The sequence below is a fragment of the Priestia sp. 3CA3 genome (genome assembly GCF_056836725.1).
Map to the genome: position 1 here is coordinate 1 of NZ_JBXENJ010000013.1, position 18,350 is coordinate 18,350.

Here is an 18,350-nt window from a genome sequence, read left to right on the forward strand (position 1 = left end):
AGGAGAAATCATTGCGTATTCCATTGGTGATTGTCAAAACGTAGCGTTTGTTTTAGATACGTTAAGTCAACTTCCTTCTTTACCTGAAGGGTGCACGCTGCATAGTGATCAAGGTTCCGTGTACACATCGTATGCTTATCAACAAAAAATCAAAGAAAGAGACATTACCATGAGTATGTCCCGCAAAGGGACTCCCGCAGATAATGCCTCTATCGAATCGTTTCATTCCTCTCTAAAGTCTGAAACGTTCTACCTTGACGAGTTGACATACACTACGACCACCATCGTAGAGCAAACCGTCAAAAACTATATTACGTATTATAATAATGCCCGTATTCAAACAAAACTAAACAACCAGTCACCTGTACAATACCGGTAACTGGTCGTTTGAAAGGTGTTTTGATCCCTGTCTCAAAAACAGGGGTCAGTCCCTTTTTATTTACTGAATAGATTCATTAGTACTTTCTTTTTTAAAGATTCCTATTAGGAGAGTAACGAGTCCTATTAGAAAGAAAATTGGAAACAATAACATCATCAATCCAACTGCTGCGAAACCATCTCCCTGATTAATATCAAACAGGATAGATACGGTCCATGAAAAGAATGGAGCTATTATCAAGATTGTAGTTGTACCCCATACTATATATTTTCTTTTAGTTGATCTTCCCTGACTTAATCCACGAGCAAACATAAGACCTAATAGTAGAATCAATAATGCAATTGCTATTGCCATTTTACTCTCACCTTCCTCACAAAAAAGAATTTTACCATAAAAGTCCATATTATTGTAAGGATATTCAAAATAAGTTAAGTCGGGTAGGCAGGCACTCTCACGAGCGCCCGCCCCCCTAAGAACCGCACGTGACAGATTTCCCGTCATACGGCTCAAGCCTTCTTTTTATCCGAACAACTTATTTAATACATGGTACATGTACTAATTTAGCAGCTTTACCTATAGAAGTTTCTAAGTTTCGCACTGTAACTTCTTCGCCATTTTGTAGAGTGTGTTTACATAATGCGCAACGATAACCTTGTTTTTTTGCGAGTCTCATTCTGTCTAGCGTATTTTCGCTATTGAAGACCTTACGGTCTCGCTTTTCCCAATACCCTTTTAGGTTCAACTGTTCTTATAGGCTACCATCACGTGTCGTTCTATTTTAAACCAGGCCATCTTCAACAATTGAATATTAGTAAGTGGACAGGTGAGAGTCCATTTATTATTTCCACCGTGGTTGGGTTTCTTAAAATAACGCTTAGTAATCCACTTCCACGACTTTTTTTGGTGTAATTGTTTAAGATGTTTGATTAGCTTAGAGAAAACATAATGGTCCATATAACTAAACGTCTTTTTGGAAACGACATGTTTCCAATACTGTCCGTAACCTCTAATGATAGGATTTAAGACACGTATAATTTCTTTTACTGGTCGTCCTCTCATCCTTGTGAACGTATCTTTGATCTTGTTTTTAGCTTTTTTAATACTATCTTTGCTAGGTTTAATGAATAACTTCTTTCCTTGTCCTATTTCGTATTGACGCAGCGAGAAGCCAAGAAAATCGAACCCATTATCGATATGTGTAATCCTAGTTTTATCGGTGCTGAGTGTAATTCCTCGTTTTTGTAAATAAGGAATTAGATTTTGATACATACTTTTAGCTTGTTCCTTCGTTTCGGTTACGATGACGAAGTCATCAGCGTAGAGAACACGTCCTACCTTACATTTAGGGTCGATTTTATATCCTCCTGTTGATTTGTATGTCTTTTTATAGACAATACCAATTTCTTCTTCCATACCGCATAAGGCGATATTAGCTAGAAGGGGAGACACAATTCCCCCTTGAGGGGTTCCCTCTGTCGTCGCACGAAGCATATCCTGCTCTATGTAGCCCATTTTAAGCCATTTTTTGATGAGAGTGTTTCCTGGAAACATAGATGTTTGTTTAATTATCCACTTATGTGTATTTAGTACTCTAAAACTAAGCCAGCATAGTCATTGAAAATCCGGCCAGTTTATAATAAACCCATGCAGACTATTTTGTAGGTTCATGGGGGGATTTGGGGAGATGATTACGCTGAAAAAGAAACAGGAGATTATATTACTGCACGTACGAGAAAGTTATTCTCAGAGAAAGATTGCCAGCTTAGTAGGCGTTAACCGAGAAACAGTAGGAAAGTATATTCGTGAGTATGAGACGAGGAAGAATAAATTACTGAGTGAAGATAAAAATGCGAATACTGGTGAACTTATTCAAGAAATTGTAGAGGCCCCAAGATACAAGAAACGTGATTCCAAGAAAAGAAAGCTATCTAAAGAGATTTTACATCGTATTCAAATGCATCTAGAAGAAAATGTGCAGAAAAAGCAACAGGGGTTAAGGAAGCAAATAAAAAAAAATGAGAAACGTATTTTTATATTCAATACAAAAGACGAAGTAATGAAAACAATGAACTAGTAAAGTCTATGTTTTTTACTTAAGCATCTATCATTTTGATAGATGCTTTTCTTTTTTATTGTAGAAACTGTTTTACAATATTTGATTTGAATTATATAATGAAATCACAACTTTATTTCCTTATAATAAACTTTATTTTCTTTATAGGAAAATAGTTAGATATGGTCATTAGTACCTTAGAATAAGTTGAATAATTTGATACTTTTTATGAAAAAGGTGATTTTTATGTATTTCGATCCTATCTTTTTTAAACCTATATTCAAAAATAGAATATGGGGAGGAACTAAACTTCGAGAGTTTGGCTATAATATCCCTTCTAATACAACTGGAGAATGTTGGGCATTTGCTGCCCATCAAAATGGGCAAAGTGTAGTTAGTAGCGGGGTCTTTGAAGGAAAGACTTTAGGAGAATTATGGAGCAAGCATAAAGAATTATTTGGTTATAAAGAAGGAGACAAATTTCCTTTATTAACTAAGTTATTAGATGCTAACCAAGATCTCTCTATTCAAGTACATCCTAATGATGAATATGCTTTGAAGTATGAGAATGGAGAGCTTGGAAAAACAGAATGCTGGTATATAGTGGGTTGTATTGAAGGTGCAGAGATAGTTTTTGGACATCATGCAAAAACTAAAGAAGAGTTTAAAATGATGATTGATGAAAATCGCTGGGATAATTTATTAAATAAAGTTCCTGTTAAAAAAGGTGATTTCTTTTTTGTTCCTAGTGGGACAATACATGCTATTGGTAAGGGAATACTAATTCTGGAAACGCAACAAAATTCGGATACTACTTATCGGGTTTATGATTATGATCGTTTAGATGGAGATGGGCATAAAAGAGAACTTCATATTCAAGAGTCAATTGACGTTAGTACTGTTCCTCATCTTGCTACGAAACAGGATATAAAAGTAGTAACTATGCCAGGTTTTAAAAAAACTACTTTTGTAGAATGTGAGTATTTTACTGTGGAAAAATGGGAAGTGCAAGGTGAAAGTGAACATAAACAAACAAAAGATTTCCTATTATGTAGTGTTATAGAAGGAAATGGAATATTAAAAACAAGAACCGGAGAATTCTCTTATCAAAAAGGTGAGCATTTTATACTTCCCAATAAAATTAATGATTTTATGTTATATGGGACAAATGAATTAATTGTTTCCTATATTAAATAAAATGTTTTATAAAATCTTATCCCAGTATCGTAAACTTGTTTGAGTAAAAAATAAAAAAACCTTCCAATTTCAAGTAGAAGGGAAGGTTTTTTGTTATGCCCATTTTAGTAGCCTGAAAAATGGTCTATTGAAGCAAGGTTATTAATTGTTCTCTTATTTTCCTTTTCTTTTTTTTACTTATAGGATATAATTTCCTAATAAGAAAAGGAGGTATTTTATGGAGAAATCTAAACCATATGGAACGGTACTTTTAAAAGCAGCAAAGATAATGGATTATCTTGCTGATAACTCTAATAAGCCATTGCAAGATATAGCTCAAGGAACAGGAATGACTAGTTCTACATCTCTAAAGATATTGGAAACTTTACTCTTAATCGGGTATGTTAATCGGGATAAAAATAAAACTTATCGTTTAGGATCAAAACTTATTCGTTATGCCAATCAATCTATTGACCGAATTGAGTTGGTGGAATTGAGTTTACCATATATAGAAAAACTGCAAAAGTCCATTGATGAAACGATACATCTCGGTGTTCTAGTGGATAATGAGATTTTATATATTAATAAACTTGAACCGTTAAATCAAACAATTAGGATGTCATCAAAAGTGGGTATTACAAGGCCTTTATATAGCTCAGCAATGGGAAAAGCTGTACTCGCAGAATTTGATGAAGTGGAGTATGCAAAATATATAGATAGTAATCCTTTAGTTCCCTATACCGAGAATACAATTACTAATCCTTTAAAGTTATCTACTGAATTACAGAAAGTTCGAGAAACTGGAATTGCATATGATGATGAAGAGATGGAAAAGGATATATTTTGTATAGGAGCTTCTTTGAAAAAAAGAGATAAAATTATAGGGGCCTTCAGTGTAAGTATACCTAAGTATCGAGTTACAGAAGAATTTAAAAATAAAATCATTCAGACTGTCGTCAAAACGAAACATGAGTTAGAACAAGCGTTAGCTCATAAAAAATCGTTTTGACGATTTTTTTTTGGAGAAAGAAATAACGTTTGCATTTTATTAAATGGGATGTATAATAAAAGTATAAATTTCCTTTTAATAAAATACATTTTCCAAATAAGAAAAGAGTGATGTTTTGAAAAAAGTGAATATTTTGCAACGCTTAATGAATGCTGGAGTAGTGGCTGTTATTCGTAGAAATGACAATGATGAAGCTATAAAGGCGAGTCATGCGGTAGTAAAAGGAGGTATAAAAGGGATTGAGTTAACATTTACTGTTCCAAAAGCGGATCAAGCAATTAGTCAACTAGTGAACACTTATAAGAATGATTCTGAAATTGTAGTTGGAGCTGGAACAGTTGTAGATGCTGTTACAGCACGTCTTGCTATTATGGCTGGTGCAGAATATATTGTTAGCCCAAGCTTTGATAAAGAAACGGCGGAAATTTGTAATTTATATCAAATTCCTTATCTTCCAGGCTGTATGACGATTACAGAAATGAAAGAGGCGTTAAAAGCTGGTGTAGATATTATTAAATTATTTCCAGGTAGTGCATATGGTCCAAGGATTGTGTCTGCTTTCAAAGCGCCCATGCCCCAATTAAATATAATGCCAACTGGTGGTGTCAGTTTAGAAAATATGGAGAATTGGTTTAAAGAAGGCGTTGTTACTGTTGGAGTTGGTGGCAATTTATTAGCTCCTGCAGCCCAAGGGGGTTTTGACAAAGTTACAGAGATGTCTGCCAAGTATATGGAAAAATTTCGTCAAATTAAAGGAGTTTAGGGATGGGAAAAGTGGTAACGGTAGGTGAAATTATACTTCGCCTTTCAACAGATGCTGGCATTCGCCTAGCACAGGCAGAGAATCTCCATTCACATTATGGTGGTGGTGAAGCTAATGTATCTATATCTCTAGCTAATTTTGGACATGAAGTTTATTTCGCCAGCAAAGTCCCCAAAAACGGGTTAGGCGAAGGAGTTAGCAAACACTTAAGTCGCTATGGTGTACATACTGATTTCCTATTAACAGGAGGCCAACGTTTGGGTACTTATTATATGGAATCTGGAATTGGTGAAAGGGCGTCAAATGTCATATATGATCGCGCAGGTTCTAGTTTTGCTGAAATGATTGACAATGAATGGGTAGATGAAAAGCTTTTTCAAGGTATTGATATTTTCCATATTTCGGGTATTACGCCTGCGTTATCTAATCATTGGAAAAAAAATACGATTAAATTAATTGAATCTGCAAAAGGATCTGGCTGTAAAATCAGCTTTGATATCAACTATCGAGGGAAATTATGGACACAACAAGAAGCAGGAGAGACAATAAAGTCCATCCTTCCTTATGTGGATTATTGCTCTGCAGGAAAACTAGATGCCTTGTACCTTTTACAAGTACCAGAATACACGGGAGATGGAGAAGAACTAATTTACTATTATAAAGAGATTCAGAAACGATTTCCTAATATCTCTATCTTGTATTCTACCAAACGAAAAGTATTGTCCGCTAGTTCTAATGAGTTGAATGGTACTTTATGGATGAACAAAGCCTATTACGAATCCAAAATCCATTCAATTGATCCAGTTGTTGACCGAGTAGGCGGGGGAGATGCCTTTTGCGGAGGCGTGCTTCACGGTATCTTAGAGAATAAAAGCCCACAGGAGATTATTAACTTTGCAACTGCAGCTTCTGCTTTAAAACATACCGTATATGGCGATTGTAATCAATTTAGCCTTTCTGAAGTCGAAAGCTTTTTATCAGTTGGTACTGGAAAAATAATTCGTTAGGAGAATGAAAATGAAAAAAATGGAAACGCGTTATACACATAGTCCAGAAGATATTCGCTATTATTCTACACAACAATTAAGGAAAGAATTTTTAGTGGAAAAAGTATTTGTTCCAGGAGAAATTAGTTTAACCTATACACACAATGATCGAATGATTTTCGGGGGAGTAACACCAACAGAAACTAGTTTGGAAGTTATTTTAAATAAAGAATTAGGCGTAGAATACTTTTTGGAACGCCGAGAACTAGGAGTAATTAATATCGGTGGACCAGGATATATAGAAATTGATGGTGAAAAGGAAGAGATGGAAAAACAGGACGGCTATTATATTGGAAAAGAAACTCGTCATGTTATTTTTTCATCAAAAAGTCCAGAAAATCCAGCAAAATTTTATATCAGTTCTGTACCTGCTCATCACAAATTTCCAAACGTTAAAATAAGTATTAAAAAAATCAAACCAATGGAAACTGGTGAAGCATTAACATTAAATGAGCGTAAAATCTATCAATACATCCATCCAAATATATGCGAAAGCTGTCAATTGCAAATGGGTTATACAATCCTAGAGCCAGGCAGTTCTTGGAACACTATGCCAAGTCATACACATGAACGGCGCATGGAGACTTATGTTTACTTTGATATGGAAGAAGATACGCGAGTTTTCCATATGATGGGCAAACCAGATGAAACAAAACACTTAGTAATTAATAACGAACAAGCAGCTATTTCACCTAGCTGGTCTATACATTCTGGAGTTGGTACAAGCAATTACTCATTTATCTGGGCAATGTGTGGTGAAAATATCACATATACAGACATGGATATGGTACCAATGAATAAATTGAGATGAGAGGAGAGAAAATAAAATGGCATTTAAAATGGATAAATTTCGCTTAGACGGAAAAGTGGCACTAGTTACTGGAGGAGTTTACGGGATTGGATTTGAAATTGCGTCTGCATTAGCAGAAGCTGGTGCAAAAATTGTATTTAATAGCATAAATCAAGAATCTGTTGACCAAGGTCTAGAAAATTATCAGGAAGCAGGTATTAATGCTAAAGGCTATGTTTGTGATGTAACAAATGAAGAAGCTGTTCAAGCAATGGTTAAACAAATCAAAAATGATGTTGGAGCAATTCATATTTTGGTTAATAATGCCGGGATTATTAAACGTACTCCGATGATTGAAATGTCTGCAGAAGATTTCCGCCAAGTGGTTGATGTTGATCTGAATGCTCCATTTATTGTTTCTAAAGCAGTTATTCCAGATATGATACAAAACGGCGGAGGTAAAATAATAAATATCTGTTCTATGATGAGTGAGTTAGGACGAGAAACAGTTAGTGCATATGCTGCGGCTAAGGGCGGACTAAAGATGTTGACTAAAAATATTGCGTCCGAATATGGAGAATACAATATTCAATGTAATGGAATTGGTCCTGGTTATATTGCTACTCCACAAACAGCCCCTCTGCGTGAAAAACAAGCAGATGGATCTCGTCATCCATTTGATCAATTTATTATTGCAAAAACACCTGCGGCCCGTTGGGGCGAGTCTGAAGATCTTGCCGGTTCAGCGGTATTTTTATCTTCTGAGGCGTCGAACTTTATCAATGGACATATACTTTATGTTGATGGTGGAATTTTAGCATATATCGGTAAGCAACCTTAATAACTTTAAATAAAGTGAGAAGAAGATACAGGGCGAATGTCTTGTATCTTTTTTCGGAAAAGTATTTAAAAGCCTATCAAGATATCAACTATTTACTATTATAAGATTATCAGGCTTCTTAAATTAAGGAAGCCTTTTTAAGTATTGAAAACATAAATCATATTATTACTTAACTGATATCTAACCTAAAAAGTAATAAATCTTTTTTCCTATAGTAGATTTTAATAAAACATAACTATATTACCATATTTACCTTTTTCCCTAAAGTAATTTTAATTCGGTACCGTCAATAATTTTTTGTAAATACGAATTTCCTTTTCTTGTAGACGTTATTCACTAGTTTGTTTTAAACATCATTTGTAGCTCTGAGCGAGCTTGATCAAAACCAATGTGACATCTTGTAGCAAAGCGCTGATTATACTGGTCAAATTGGGAAACGAGGAAGCGTTCAAGTGACTCTTCGTTTGGGAATTGTTCCTTACGCTTACTGTATTTCTTGATTTGTTTATTAAAAGATTCAATGAGGTTGGTCGAATAAATACTGCGCCAAATAGACTTAGGAAAGCTATAAAACGTGAACAAATAAGAGTTATTGAGCAATGGCTTTGTCACTTTTGGGTACTTTGACTTCCACTTTTCAGTAAACGAATGTAGGGCCTGTTGCCCATTTCAAGGCTTTCTGCACGGTACACAGATTTGAAGTCTTCACAGATTTCAGCTCGGTCGGATACACGAACTTTATGAGCAATCGTCCGTGAAAGATGGACGCAGCATGTTTGATAAGAAGAAGCTGGATAGATAGAAAAAACACTGTCTGAGATTCCTTTTAACCCGTCGGAAATAAACAACAGAATCTCCTCTGCGCCACGAGATTTGATGTCTTCTAAAAGTTCTTTCCAGACAAAGGCGGATTCGTTAGGAGCGATTGTATAGCCAAGTACTTCTTTTGAACCGTCTTCGCGAATGCCAACGGCAATATAGACAGCTTCTTTAGACACTGCATCCCGTTTTAAAGCAATATATGTAGCGTCTAAATAAACGCACGCATAGCGTGCACACAACGTTCGATCTCGGAATGCTTATACCTTTTCAGACATCACCTTTGTCATATTTGAAATGGTTTGAGGTGTGTAATGGTGACCATACATTCGCTCCATCAAATGAGCAATTTCAGCAGTCGTTACACCCTTTTGGAACATATGAATAACAAACGCTTCAAGCGTATCATTGGCTCTTTTATAAGGAGCCACCGTCTGTTGCTTAAAGTCGCCATTCCGATCACGAGGAATAACGAGATGAAGTTCTCCAAACTCTGTGTGCAGCGTCCGTTCGTACGAACCATTTCGTGAATTCCCGGTATTAAATCCAATACGATCATATTTTTCGTAGTCCAAAAAAGCTGTCAATTCGCTCGCTAAGAGCGTATTAACTGCAGTTTCTAAGTGAGAACGGAAAATTTCCGTCACAACTTCTTTTTGGACTAGAGCTTGAACAAGATCTGTTGTAAACTGATTCATAGGAAGACCTTCTTTCTTTGAATTGGTTGTGGTGACTTAATTCTACAAGAAAAGGTCTTCCTTTTTGTATTTATTCATTTACACAAGATATTTTACGCTCTCAAATTTAGACCTATTAATCAAGCTGGATAATGATGTATTTTAGTTACTTTGTAACTAAAAATATTTCATTTTCTAAATTATATATAAGATGAATCCGATTATATTGTTGACGTGTCAAAGGTATTAAAAGTGTTTTAGACGTAAGACGCTTTATTCGCTTAGTATATTAATAGGAAAAATAATATGTCAAAAATAAAACTTATTAAAAGACCGACAAAAATTGGCTTAGAATTTGCTTCTTTAAATAGTGTGATGGCGCTTACAATTCTGAGGAGGTGGAACAATCTTAAGATTGAGAAGTAAAAAAACAGAAAGAGGAAAGAAGGGAGTTAATATGAAGAAAATAATTATACCATTTGTTACTTTTTTAATAGTCATTGGTGTACAGCTAACAGGAGGAACTAAAGCAAACTCAATGGAAAATGAATTGAATGTCAATGAAAAAGTTGAATTGATTATTGAGGAGAAAGATGGATTTGTTCATCCAGGAATTAGTGTTGATCCAAAAAAATTAGAAAATACAAGAAAAGAGTTACTTCAAGGAAATGACCCATGGAAGAGTTATTACAAAGCGATGAAGGAAACCAAGTATGCATCTCTTATTTTTCAATCAGCAAACTTAAAAGATGGAACAATTGACACACCAAAGGATTCAACTTTCAAGAATTCCTCTAGAAATGTATATTTAAGCAATGATGCTTTCAGAGCTTATACCCAGGCAGTTTTGTATTATTTAACGGGGGAAAGTCAATATAGATATAATGCAATAAGGCTTGTTCGTATATGGGAGAATATGAATCCAAATGAATATGAATACTATGGTGATGCCCATATTCATGTTGGTACACCATTTTATTATATGGTTAGTGCTGCCGAACTGTTAAAATATACGACAGTCGTAAGTGATAAATACGATGACAATGAAAATGGTATCAAGGACTATAATCTCGCTTGGACAGATGAGGATACGAATAAATTAACGACGAATCTTATTGATCCAGTGATTGACAATTTTTTATATTCGAATTATCGATATTTTAATCAACATACATACCCAGTAATCGGGGCTATGGCTGGGTATATATTTAAGAATGACAAAGAAAGGTATAACGAGGCAGTTGAATGGGCAATGGTTAATGCAACAACGGAAAAACCAGATATTAATGGCTCTTTGAAAAATCAATTCCATTTAATTGCTAGTAGTCATCCTAATAATCCTACAGGGAAAACATATATTCAGCATCTGGAAATGGGACGGGATCAAGCACATGGATCTGGAGATGTTATTAATCTTACTGGTATAGCTCGGATATTAACACAACAAAAAACAAAGGTTGATCCTATAAATGGAACAGTTTCTAATGCAGCTAATGCCCAAACACCTTATATCTTTTTAGATAATCGTATACTTGACGGTGCAGAGCAACTATATAAATACATGGGAGGGTATACGATCCCATGGACTGAATTAGGAAATCACCAAGACTTTGGCGGGGCAGTCTCTGAGGCATATCGTGGTCGTACAGGTCTATATTTAAATATGAGCGAGCTGTATGATGCTTATAGATTCAGTGAAAATATGACAAAAGAGGAAATAGAGAAACGAGCACCACAAATAAGTTATATGGCAAAAAATTTAACATCACCTATTTTCTATAACGGAATTACTAAAACAAATTTTTGGGGAAGTTTTAGTGATAATAAAATGACAGAGATTGGTAGTGAGTATTGGTTATCTATCCCATCCGAAAGAAATGAGGATTCAGATCTATCTGTCCCGTCACAGATAATAGATAGCCCAGCTGTATCATTTGGTGAAAGAGCAGCTATGTTAGATAACAATTTAGCTTATTCTGTAAAAGAAGGGAATTCTACTTACATTCGAGTTAAGTCGGCTAAAACACAAAAAGAAATTAAAGAAACAAATTATGATACCTTATTTCCAAAAGATACTAAAACGATACGTGGAGGAAATCAGATAGCATTACCTTCTCTTATAAAGACAAGGGGAGATGGGAATGACTTCTTAACTTTACGCATACGCTCAACTGGAGAAGCTAAATTATTAATCAGCGGAAATAATTATTACGATGAAGCATACCAAGAAGTCTATATACCGAATACAAATGGAGAATGGGAAAATATCCCTTATACAACAAATGGTAAGAAGCAAATTTCTAGAACAGCTAGACAACTGGAGAATTTAGACTTTTATTCGGTTATTTCCGATACAGATGTTCAGGTGGACTTTGATAAGCTGGAATATATTGATAATGGTAATGTTCCTACATTTACAGAAAAAAATGATCAAACATTTTACCTTCTTAAAAATGTGCCGTTTGAAAGAGAACTGATCAATATGAGCGGAAGTACTAATAGTAATATAAGTCTCGTTAATCCTCCAAATGGAATGAGTATTAACCAAGACGGAACTATAAAATGGACGCCAGATCAAGAGACAAAAGAACCGATTAAGGTTACAGTATTGGTTGATAATGGCCAAGTGATGAACGCAATTACTATTCAATTAGTGGTATCAAGTAGTAAAGACCAAGCATATGAACATGTTATGTCCACATTTGATGAAGAGAAAGTCTATACTAGATTAAGCTACCAAAAATTTGAGGAAGCACAAGAAACAGTCGATAGCTTAATAAATGAAAATACAAATGATGTAGAATTCCAATTAGCTATTAATAACTTGGTAACTAGTATAAGTGGATTAGAGCTATTAAACCCAACACTTGCTGACGGAACCTTTGATTATTATGCTTATGATTCTATTATTTCGTCAGTAACGACAATAAGTATAGACAATATTAAGAAATTATTAGATTCTGATACAGCAAGTTTCAGTGGTGATTTAAAAGCCCCGATAATTTTTGATTTCGGACCTGAATACAGAATTGCTTCAAAATCTTTTTCTTTACAAGCTAGAAGAGGTTTTCCAAACAGAACACAGGGGACAAATGTTTATGGCTCCAATGATGGCGTTAATTGGACATTGTTAACAGAGAAAATGACTACAAAAACTGACGAACTGGAAAAAATCACAGTAAAAGCTGCATTAGTAGACGAAGCTTTTAGATATATTAAATTTCAAGTTGACTCTCCAGCAGCCTCAATCTCTTCTTATTCGGAAATTAGAATTGAGGGAACTAGAAAGGAGCAATAGCTATTCTTACTATTTAATTACTAAGAATAGAGTTGTTGATTATAGATAGAATCAATAAGTGATACTTTTTTCAATGAATCTTCGGTCTAGTTACTGAAGATTCATTTTGTTTTTAGTTTCAATTTTTACTTATTCTAAATAATTATGTGAATTTTAATTTATTAGATAGTAAACTACTGAAACACGACAGAATTCCCTTCTGGTTGAAAGTGTCGAAAAATAGATTATAATATAAAATGGAGGCGATTACATGTCGAAATCAAAAATTTTGAAAGCGCTAATATTACATACTGAAGAGCTCAATGCTATTGATCCTGTTGAAATGTTGACGGCCGAAGGAATATCGGAATATGTAGGAATACAAAGAAATACAGCAAGTCAATATTTAAATGAGTTAGTAAAAGAGAAGAGAGCACTAAAAGTAAAATCTAGGCCAGCCTATTTTTTTGATAGAGGAAATTTTTCCCAAAAGTTTTTCACTCCTAAAAAAGATATCTATGATAATTTTCAATTGCTGATTGATGAGCAGTATATAAATAAAATGGAAGCTGCACCAGATCCATTTGATTCATTCATTGGGGCCAACAATAGCTTGAAGCCAGCTATTGATCAGATTAAATCCTCTATATATTATCCAGGAACAGGTCTTCCCTTTATGCTATATGGGGATACAGGTGTCGGAAAAAGCTTATTGGCTAAAATGACATTCGAATATTGCCAACAAAAAGGACTAGTAGATACAGGTGCATCCTTTTTGGAATTGAATTGTGCTCAATACTATCATAATCAGGAACTTTTAAGCAGTATCCTTTTTGGATATAGAAAAGGAGCGTTTACTGGAGCAAATGAAAATCACGTAGGACTTCTTGAGGCAGCAGATGGGGGTATATTATTTCTCGATGAATGCCATCGCCTAGGTCCTGAAAGTCAGGAAAAACTATTTACTTTTATTGATAAAGGCACATTTCAGCGAATAGGGGAAAATAATAAAGAACGTTCATCTAAAGTACGATTAATCTTTGCTACAACCGAGAATATTAAAGAGAATTTTCTAAGAACTTTTTTAAGACGAATTCCAATTACTATTAATATTCCTAATCTTGATCAAAGAACAAAGCAAGAACTCTCAGAATTCATTTACACGTTTCTAATTAAAGAAAGTAAAAAGTTGAATAAAAAGTTAGTAGTTACATCTTGGATAATGAACCGTCTGCTCTCTTTATCGTATGAGGATAATGTTGGTGAGTTAAAAAATATGATTAAACTAATATGTGCAAGTGCGTACAGCAGAAATCCGAATAAAGAGGTAATTGTTATTAATTCAGATTCTCTAGATAATAAACTTTTATCAAAATTTTTAAGTATTAAAGAAATAGATACAGTAGAAAATAAAGAGATTACTATTTTGCCTACTAGTTTAGTAAATGAATTTATTAATCAAACTAGTAACGAAACTCGTTTAATACGTAATATCTTTAAGATATATGATCGCTTGTTTGAGGAGTTTGAAAGAGGAAAACTTAATAAAGATTTCTTAATTCAGCAACTAGCTCGGGAAGCTAATACCATTATTGAGATATTGGTGAATAATGAGCAAAAAGAACAAAATTCTTCATTTTATTTTTTAAAGAATACAATTAAGGAATTGGTTGGCTTTCTAGAAAGTAATCATTTTGTAAAAATTAGTGGGAACTCAATTATTGCTTTAACCAATTATATGTATCAAAGAAGCCACTTTGCTATGGAATTTCCACTTATCGATAAAAACTTAGTCCATAAACTATATCAATTTACTGTTAAACAATTCTTAGTTGAAACTAAACTTTTGAATGCCTTATTGGAACTAATTGAAACAAAGTTGGATGTTACTCTGGAAGAGGAAGAGAAAGTCTTATTAGTATTATATCTAAAAAGCTTAAACCTGGAAATAAAACAGCCTGATATGCATGGAGTTATTTTAGCTCATGGTTTTTCTACAGCTAGCAGTATTGCTGACGTAGTAAACCGATTTTTAGATTTTCATGTTTTTGATGCTTTTGATATGCCTTTTAACGTGTCGATAGATAAGACTAGAGAATATATGGAAAGGTATTTAAGTACTCATGATTGTAGCAAGGGCTTAGTTGTTTTAGTGGATATGGGATCATTAACAGTTCTAAGCAAAACCCTAGTTGAATATACAAATGGTCCTATTTTGATGATTAACAATGTTACTACTCAACAAGCTTTAATTGTGGGTGAAATGCTGCGTAAAGAAATGGATATTGAAGTGATTGGGGAAAAGGTAACAACTGGATTACCTATGTCTTATGAAATTGCATACCCAGTTATGGAGAAGAACCCATTAATTATTACGGTTTGTCACACAGGATTAGGAGCAGCTCAACAATTGAAAACATTTATACAATCTAGTCTTCCTAAAGAAATCAACTTTAAGGTGGAAGCAGTTGATTACAATTATATAAAAAAGTATGGGAAAGACAATTCGTTATTTAAGCAATATGATGTTCAAGCCATAATAGGTACAGCTAATCCGGAAGTAGAAGGGATTAAATTTATTGCTTTAGAGGATTTAATATCCGGACAAGGGGAAGAACAAATCAATGAAATTTTCTCTGTTATAGAGGATGGGGAAGTGAGAAAATCTATAAATGATGCTCTTGTTAGAAATCTTTCTATTGAACGATTAGTTTCTGCTATAACAATATTAGATGTAAAGAGAGTAATTTCATATATAGATAACGTTATGGACGATTTAGAGAGACGGCTGTTAGTGAGATTATCAAACAGTAAAAAAGCAATTTTATATGTTCATATTGCAGGTCTTGTTGAACGCTCCATTAGAAATTCTGGTGGGTTAGAATATCGCTCCAAAAATAAGAATGAAAATAGCGAAATTCAAATTAAAATTATTTCACAAGCATTAGAACCCATTGAAATAGCTTATAACATAAAAATAAGTTTAGATGAATTAAATTATTTGTATGATATTGTTCTGGATGAGTAGAGAAAAAATTCTCTACTCTTTTTTAAGTTTGACGTTTATTGGCATGGGATTTGCTTAAATTAAAGTGACAAATTACATATTGGTCAGTGGGGGATATGAATGAAATTAGTTGCAGTTGATTTAGATGGCACACTTTTGAATTATCAAAAACAGGTATCTGAAAAAAATAAGAAAGCAATTCAAGAAGCATACAAAAGTGGGACTAAGATAGTTATAGCAACAGGAAGAAGCTTGGTATCTGCAAGAGATATATTTGACAATCTAGGTGTTGAGGGATATTTAATTGTTTTAAATGGTGCTTTAGTTAAGGAGGGAATGTCTAATAAAACCCTTTTCTTCAGTAGGCTGTCAAAAGAAGCATTAGTTAAATCATTAGAGGTTGGATATCAAGAAGGAGCAACAGTTATATTCAATACAGAAAATAGAAATTATCATATTCCTTATAGTGGAAACGAAGAATCAAAACAAGATTTTCTTAAGATGCGTGGTGATGTAGTTGAGATGGACTTTAAAAAAATGATGGAGATTCTTCAAAATGATACTCCAAAAATCATGAAAGCAGCTTTTACCAGTGAAGATAGTAAACGTTTAAAACGCATACAGAGACTAATGAATGAGGAAAACTTTCACCCTGTATTTTCAGATACCAATTTAATTGAAATGATGGATTATGGGGTTAGTAAAGGAAGCTCCTTATTAAGAATTTGCCAACAGTTAGATATTGATCCCAAAGATATTGTTGCGTTTGGAGACCAAGAAAATGATATGCAAATGATTCAACTAGCTGGACTAGGAATAGCGATGGGAAATGCAACAAATAAACTAAAGGGTGTTGCAGATGAAATTATTGGAATGAATAATGATTCAGCCGTTGGAGAAAAAATTATAAGCCTTTTATCGACACAAGTTTAAAAAGGCATAGATATGCTAGCTTGTATCGGTATTAATAACCTAAATTGCACTTTTCTATACTTTTTTAGTATTTATTTAATCTTAAATTAAAAAATGTCCGACAGAAGTTGGCATAAAAGTTGCTATATAAATTATGAATTCTATTTTCTAGTAGAAACTGTTTAGATGATGAATTATATAAGAGGTATTTCATACAGAATTAATATGGGTGTAACTATTTCGCTAAGGATAAACGGATTCTGATTACATTCAATAAATGATTAGAAAGTGTGGGAGAGTAATGATTAGCCAGGAAACAAAGCAATGGGCAGAGGAGATTTTCGGAAAGTTAGATTATAAATTAGGCGTTCAAGCAGAGCGTTTAGGTAACTTAATACCTTATGTTCCTGAAAACGGAAAGTATGTAGACATGGGCAAGAAGGATATTGTCTGGTGGACAAATGGATTTTGGGCTGGGACAATGTGGCAAATGTATCATGCTACTAATAAAGAAATCTATAAAAAAACGGCTGAATCAAATGAAGATAGATTAGATTCAGCCTTTGATAAATATACTGGATTACACCATGATGTTGGATTTATGTGGCTTCATACAGCTGTAGCAAATTATAGGCTTACAGGAAATGAGCGTTCAAAGGCAAGAGGATTGCATGCTGCTCACTTATTAGCAGGGAGATACAATCCAAGAGGGAAATTCATTCGTTCATGGAACAGAGACCGTGCAGGTTGGGTTATTATCGACAGCATGTTAAATATTCCGTTGCTTTATTGGGCTAAGGAAACAATACATGATCCTCGATTTGGATTCGTTGCAGAGGACCATGCGGACAAGGTGATGAACAACATTGTACGCCCCGATGGTTCTGTTAATCATATAGGAGTTTTTGATCCTTATACAGGAGAAATTTTAGATACTCCCGGCGGACAAGGCTTTGAATCGGGGTCCTCATGGTCTAGGGGGCAAGCCTGGGCAATATATGGATTTGCTTTAAGCTATCTACATACAGGTAAAGAGGTATATTTAGACACAGCTAAAAAAGTTGCTCATTATTTTATTACCAATGTAGCTAAGACAGACTATATTCCTCTTGTTGATTTTAGAGCCCCAGAAGAACCAGTTCAATGGGATACATCTGCAGGTGTTTGTGCAGCATGCGGATTTTTAGAAATTGCCAAACATGTAGGCAAACACGAAAAAGAGCTTTATATTACTGCAGCCGTCAATATTTTAAAATCAACTGAGCAAAAATATGCAAACTGGAACACAGAAGAGGACGGCATTATTGATTATGGAACTGGCTCTTATCATGACAAAGACAATACAGAAGTTCCAATCATTTATACAGATTATTATTTCGTGGAGGCAATTCTACGATTGCAAGAGTTAGACTTTTTAATCTGGTAAACGAAAGAAGAGCTATTCTATTCAATGGCTCTTTTTTTAAAAAGATGAGGATTAGTTCCAACTAGCTAAACAACAAATTGGGGTTCTTCAGTAAAATGAATGATCTAAAACTATAGAAGTATACATCTACGGGAATACCGAAGCTAATAAATTGTATAAAGAGAGTAAGGAGTTA

General features: G+C 34.2%; 14 protein-coding genes and 1 pseudogene. 12 read left to right on the top strand and 3 right to left on the bottom strand.

The annotated features are described in order from the left end of the window. On the top strand, positions 1–379 hold a 379-nt coding region (locus tag AC1VNJ_RS23785; protein WP_482641364.1), incomplete at its 5' end, for an IS3 family transposase. Between the two features lie 60 nt (positions 380–439). On the opposite strand, the gene AC1VNJ_RS23790 is transcribed toward AC1VNJ_RS23785, so the two are convergent. Further along, positions 440–880 (bottom strand): hypothetical protein, encoded by a 441-nt coding sequence (locus AC1VNJ_RS23790; RefSeq protein WP_482641365.1) that lies wholly within the window; start codon positions 878–880, stop codon positions 440–442. A gap of 237 nt (positions 881–1,117) precedes the next feature. Beyond that, entirely contained in the window at positions 1,118–1,930 is an 813-nt protein-coding gene (locus AC1VNJ_RS23795; protein ID WP_482641366.1) for a group II intron maturase-specific domain-containing protein, read from the bottom strand. 133 nt (positions 1,931–2,063) lie between these two features. On the opposite strand from AC1VNJ_RS23795, the gene AC1VNJ_RS23800 reads away from it, so the two are divergent. The 7 genes from AC1VNJ_RS23800 to AC1VNJ_RS23830 all read left to right on the top strand — a co-directional run bounded on the left by AC1VNJ_RS23800 (position 2,064) and on the right by AC1VNJ_RS23830 (position 8,057). Next, complete coding sequence (locus AC1VNJ_RS23800) at positions 2,064–2,453, top strand: hypothetical protein (protein ID WP_482641367.1); 390 nt, start codon at positions 2,064–2,066, stop codon at positions 2,451–2,453. 225 nt (positions 2,454–2,678) lie between these two features. Beyond that, entirely contained in the window at positions 2,679–3,629 is a 951-nt protein-coding gene (manA, locus tag AC1VNJ_RS23805; RefSeq protein WP_482641368.1) for a mannose-6-phosphate isomerase, class I, read from the top strand. Positions 3,630–3,846: 217 nt separating this feature from the next. Continuing rightward, complete coding sequence (locus AC1VNJ_RS23810) at positions 3,847–4,617, top strand: IclR family transcriptional regulator (RefSeq protein ID WP_482641369.1); 771 nt, start codon at positions 3,847–3,849, stop codon at positions 4,615–4,617. A gap of 115 nt (positions 4,618–4,732) precedes the next feature. Next, on the top strand, positions 4,733–5,380 hold the full coding sequence (locus AC1VNJ_RS23815) for a bifunctional 4-hydroxy-2-oxoglutarate aldolase/2-dehydro-3-deoxy-phosphogluconate aldolase (protein WP_482641370.1): 648 nt from the start codon (positions 4,733–4,735) through the stop codon (positions 5,378–5,380). Positions 5,381–5,382: 2 nt separating this feature from the next. Further along, positions 5,383–6,387 (top strand): PfkB family carbohydrate kinase, encoded by a 1,005-nt coding sequence (locus tag AC1VNJ_RS23820; RefSeq protein ID WP_482641371.1) that lies wholly within the window; start codon positions 5,383–5,385, stop codon positions 6,385–6,387. A gap of 19 nt (positions 6,388–6,406) precedes the next feature. Continuing rightward, positions 6,407–7,237: a 5-dehydro-4-deoxy-D-glucuronate isomerase gene (gene kduI / locus AC1VNJ_RS23825; RefSeq protein WP_482641401.1), complete on the top strand. Its 831-nt coding sequence runs from the start codon at positions 6,407–6,409 to the stop codon at positions 7,235–7,237. A gap of 16 nt (positions 7,238–7,253) precedes the next feature. Continuing rightward, on the top strand, positions 7,254–8,057 hold the full coding sequence (locus AC1VNJ_RS23830) for a gluconate 5-dehydrogenase (RefSeq protein ID WP_482641372.1): 804 nt from the start codon (positions 7,254–7,256) through the stop codon (positions 8,055–8,057). Between the two features lie 336 nt (positions 8,058–8,393). Here AC1VNJ_RS23830 and AC1VNJ_RS23835 read toward each other — a convergent pair. After that, positions 8,394–9,574: pseudogene (locus AC1VNJ_RS23835) on the bottom strand (IS256 family transposase). Positions 9,575–10,010: 436 nt separating this feature from the next. Here AC1VNJ_RS23835 and AC1VNJ_RS23840 point away from each other — a divergent pair. From AC1VNJ_RS23840 to AC1VNJ_RS23855, 4 genes are all read left to right on the top strand, one after another. Continuing rightward, positions 10,011–12,851 (top strand): discoidin domain-containing protein, encoded by a 2,841-nt coding sequence (locus AC1VNJ_RS23840; protein ID WP_482641373.1) that lies wholly within the window; start codon positions 10,011–10,013, stop codon positions 12,849–12,851. A gap of 250 nt (positions 12,852–13,101) precedes the next feature. Further along, positions 13,102–15,858: a sigma 54-interacting transcriptional regulator gene (locus tag AC1VNJ_RS23845; RefSeq protein ID WP_482641374.1), complete on the top strand. Its 2,757-nt coding sequence runs from the start codon at positions 13,102–13,104 to the stop codon at positions 15,856–15,858. A gap of 99 nt (positions 15,859–15,957) precedes the next feature. Further along, positions 15,958–16,770 (top strand): Cof-type HAD-IIB family hydrolase, encoded by an 813-nt coding sequence (locus tag AC1VNJ_RS23850; protein WP_482641375.1) that lies wholly within the window; start codon positions 15,958–15,960, stop codon positions 16,768–16,770. Between the two features lie 280 nt (positions 16,771–17,050). Next, positions 17,051–18,175: a glycoside hydrolase family 88 protein gene (locus AC1VNJ_RS23855; RefSeq protein ID WP_482641376.1), complete on the top strand. Its 1,125-nt coding sequence runs from the start codon at positions 17,051–17,053 to the stop codon at positions 18,173–18,175. The last annotated feature ends 175 nt before the right edge of the window (positions 18,176–18,350 follow it).

Coding starts and splice junctions, on each gene's coding strand:
- AC1VNJ_RS23855 (WP_482641376.1), top strand. CDS start 17,051: ATGATTAGCCAGGAAACAAAGCAATGGGCAGAGGAGATTTTCGGAAAG.
- AC1VNJ_RS23830 (WP_482641372.1), top strand. CDS start 7,254: ATGGCATTTAAAATGGATAAATTTCGCTTAGACGGAAAAGTGGCACTA.
- AC1VNJ_RS23795 (WP_482641366.1), bottom strand. CDS start 1,930: ATGTTTCCAGGAAACACTCTCATCAAAAAATGGCTTAAAATGGGCTAC.
- AC1VNJ_RS23820 (WP_482641371.1), top strand. CDS start 5,383: ATGGGAAAAGTGGTAACGGTAGGTGAAATTATACTTCGCCTTTCAACA.
- manA (WP_482641368.1), top strand. CDS start 2,679: ATGTATTTCGATCCTATCTTTTTTAAACCTATATTCAAAAATAGAATA.
- AC1VNJ_RS23840 (WP_482641373.1), top strand. CDS start 10,011: ATGAAGAAAATAATTATACCATTTGTTACTTTTTTAATAGTCATTGGT.
- AC1VNJ_RS23850 (WP_482641375.1), top strand. CDS start 15,958: ATGAAATTAGTTGCAGTTGATTTAGATGGCACACTTTTGAATTATCAA.
- AC1VNJ_RS23810 (WP_482641369.1), top strand. CDS start 3,847: ATGGAGAAATCTAAACCATATGGAACGGTACTTTTAAAAGCAGCAAAG.
- kduI (WP_482641401.1), top strand. CDS start 6,407: ATGGAAACGCGTTATACACATAGTCCAGAAGATATTCGCTATTATTCT.
- AC1VNJ_RS23845 (WP_482641374.1), top strand. CDS start 13,102: ATGTCGAAATCAAAAATTTTGAAAGCGCTAATATTACATACTGAAGAG.
- AC1VNJ_RS23790 (WP_482641365.1), bottom strand. CDS start 880: ATGACGGGAAATCTGTCACGTGCGGTTCTTAGGGGGGCGGGCGCTCGT.
- AC1VNJ_RS23800 (WP_482641367.1), top strand. CDS start 2,064: ATGATTACGCTGAAAAAGAAACAGGAGATTATATTACTGCACGTACGA.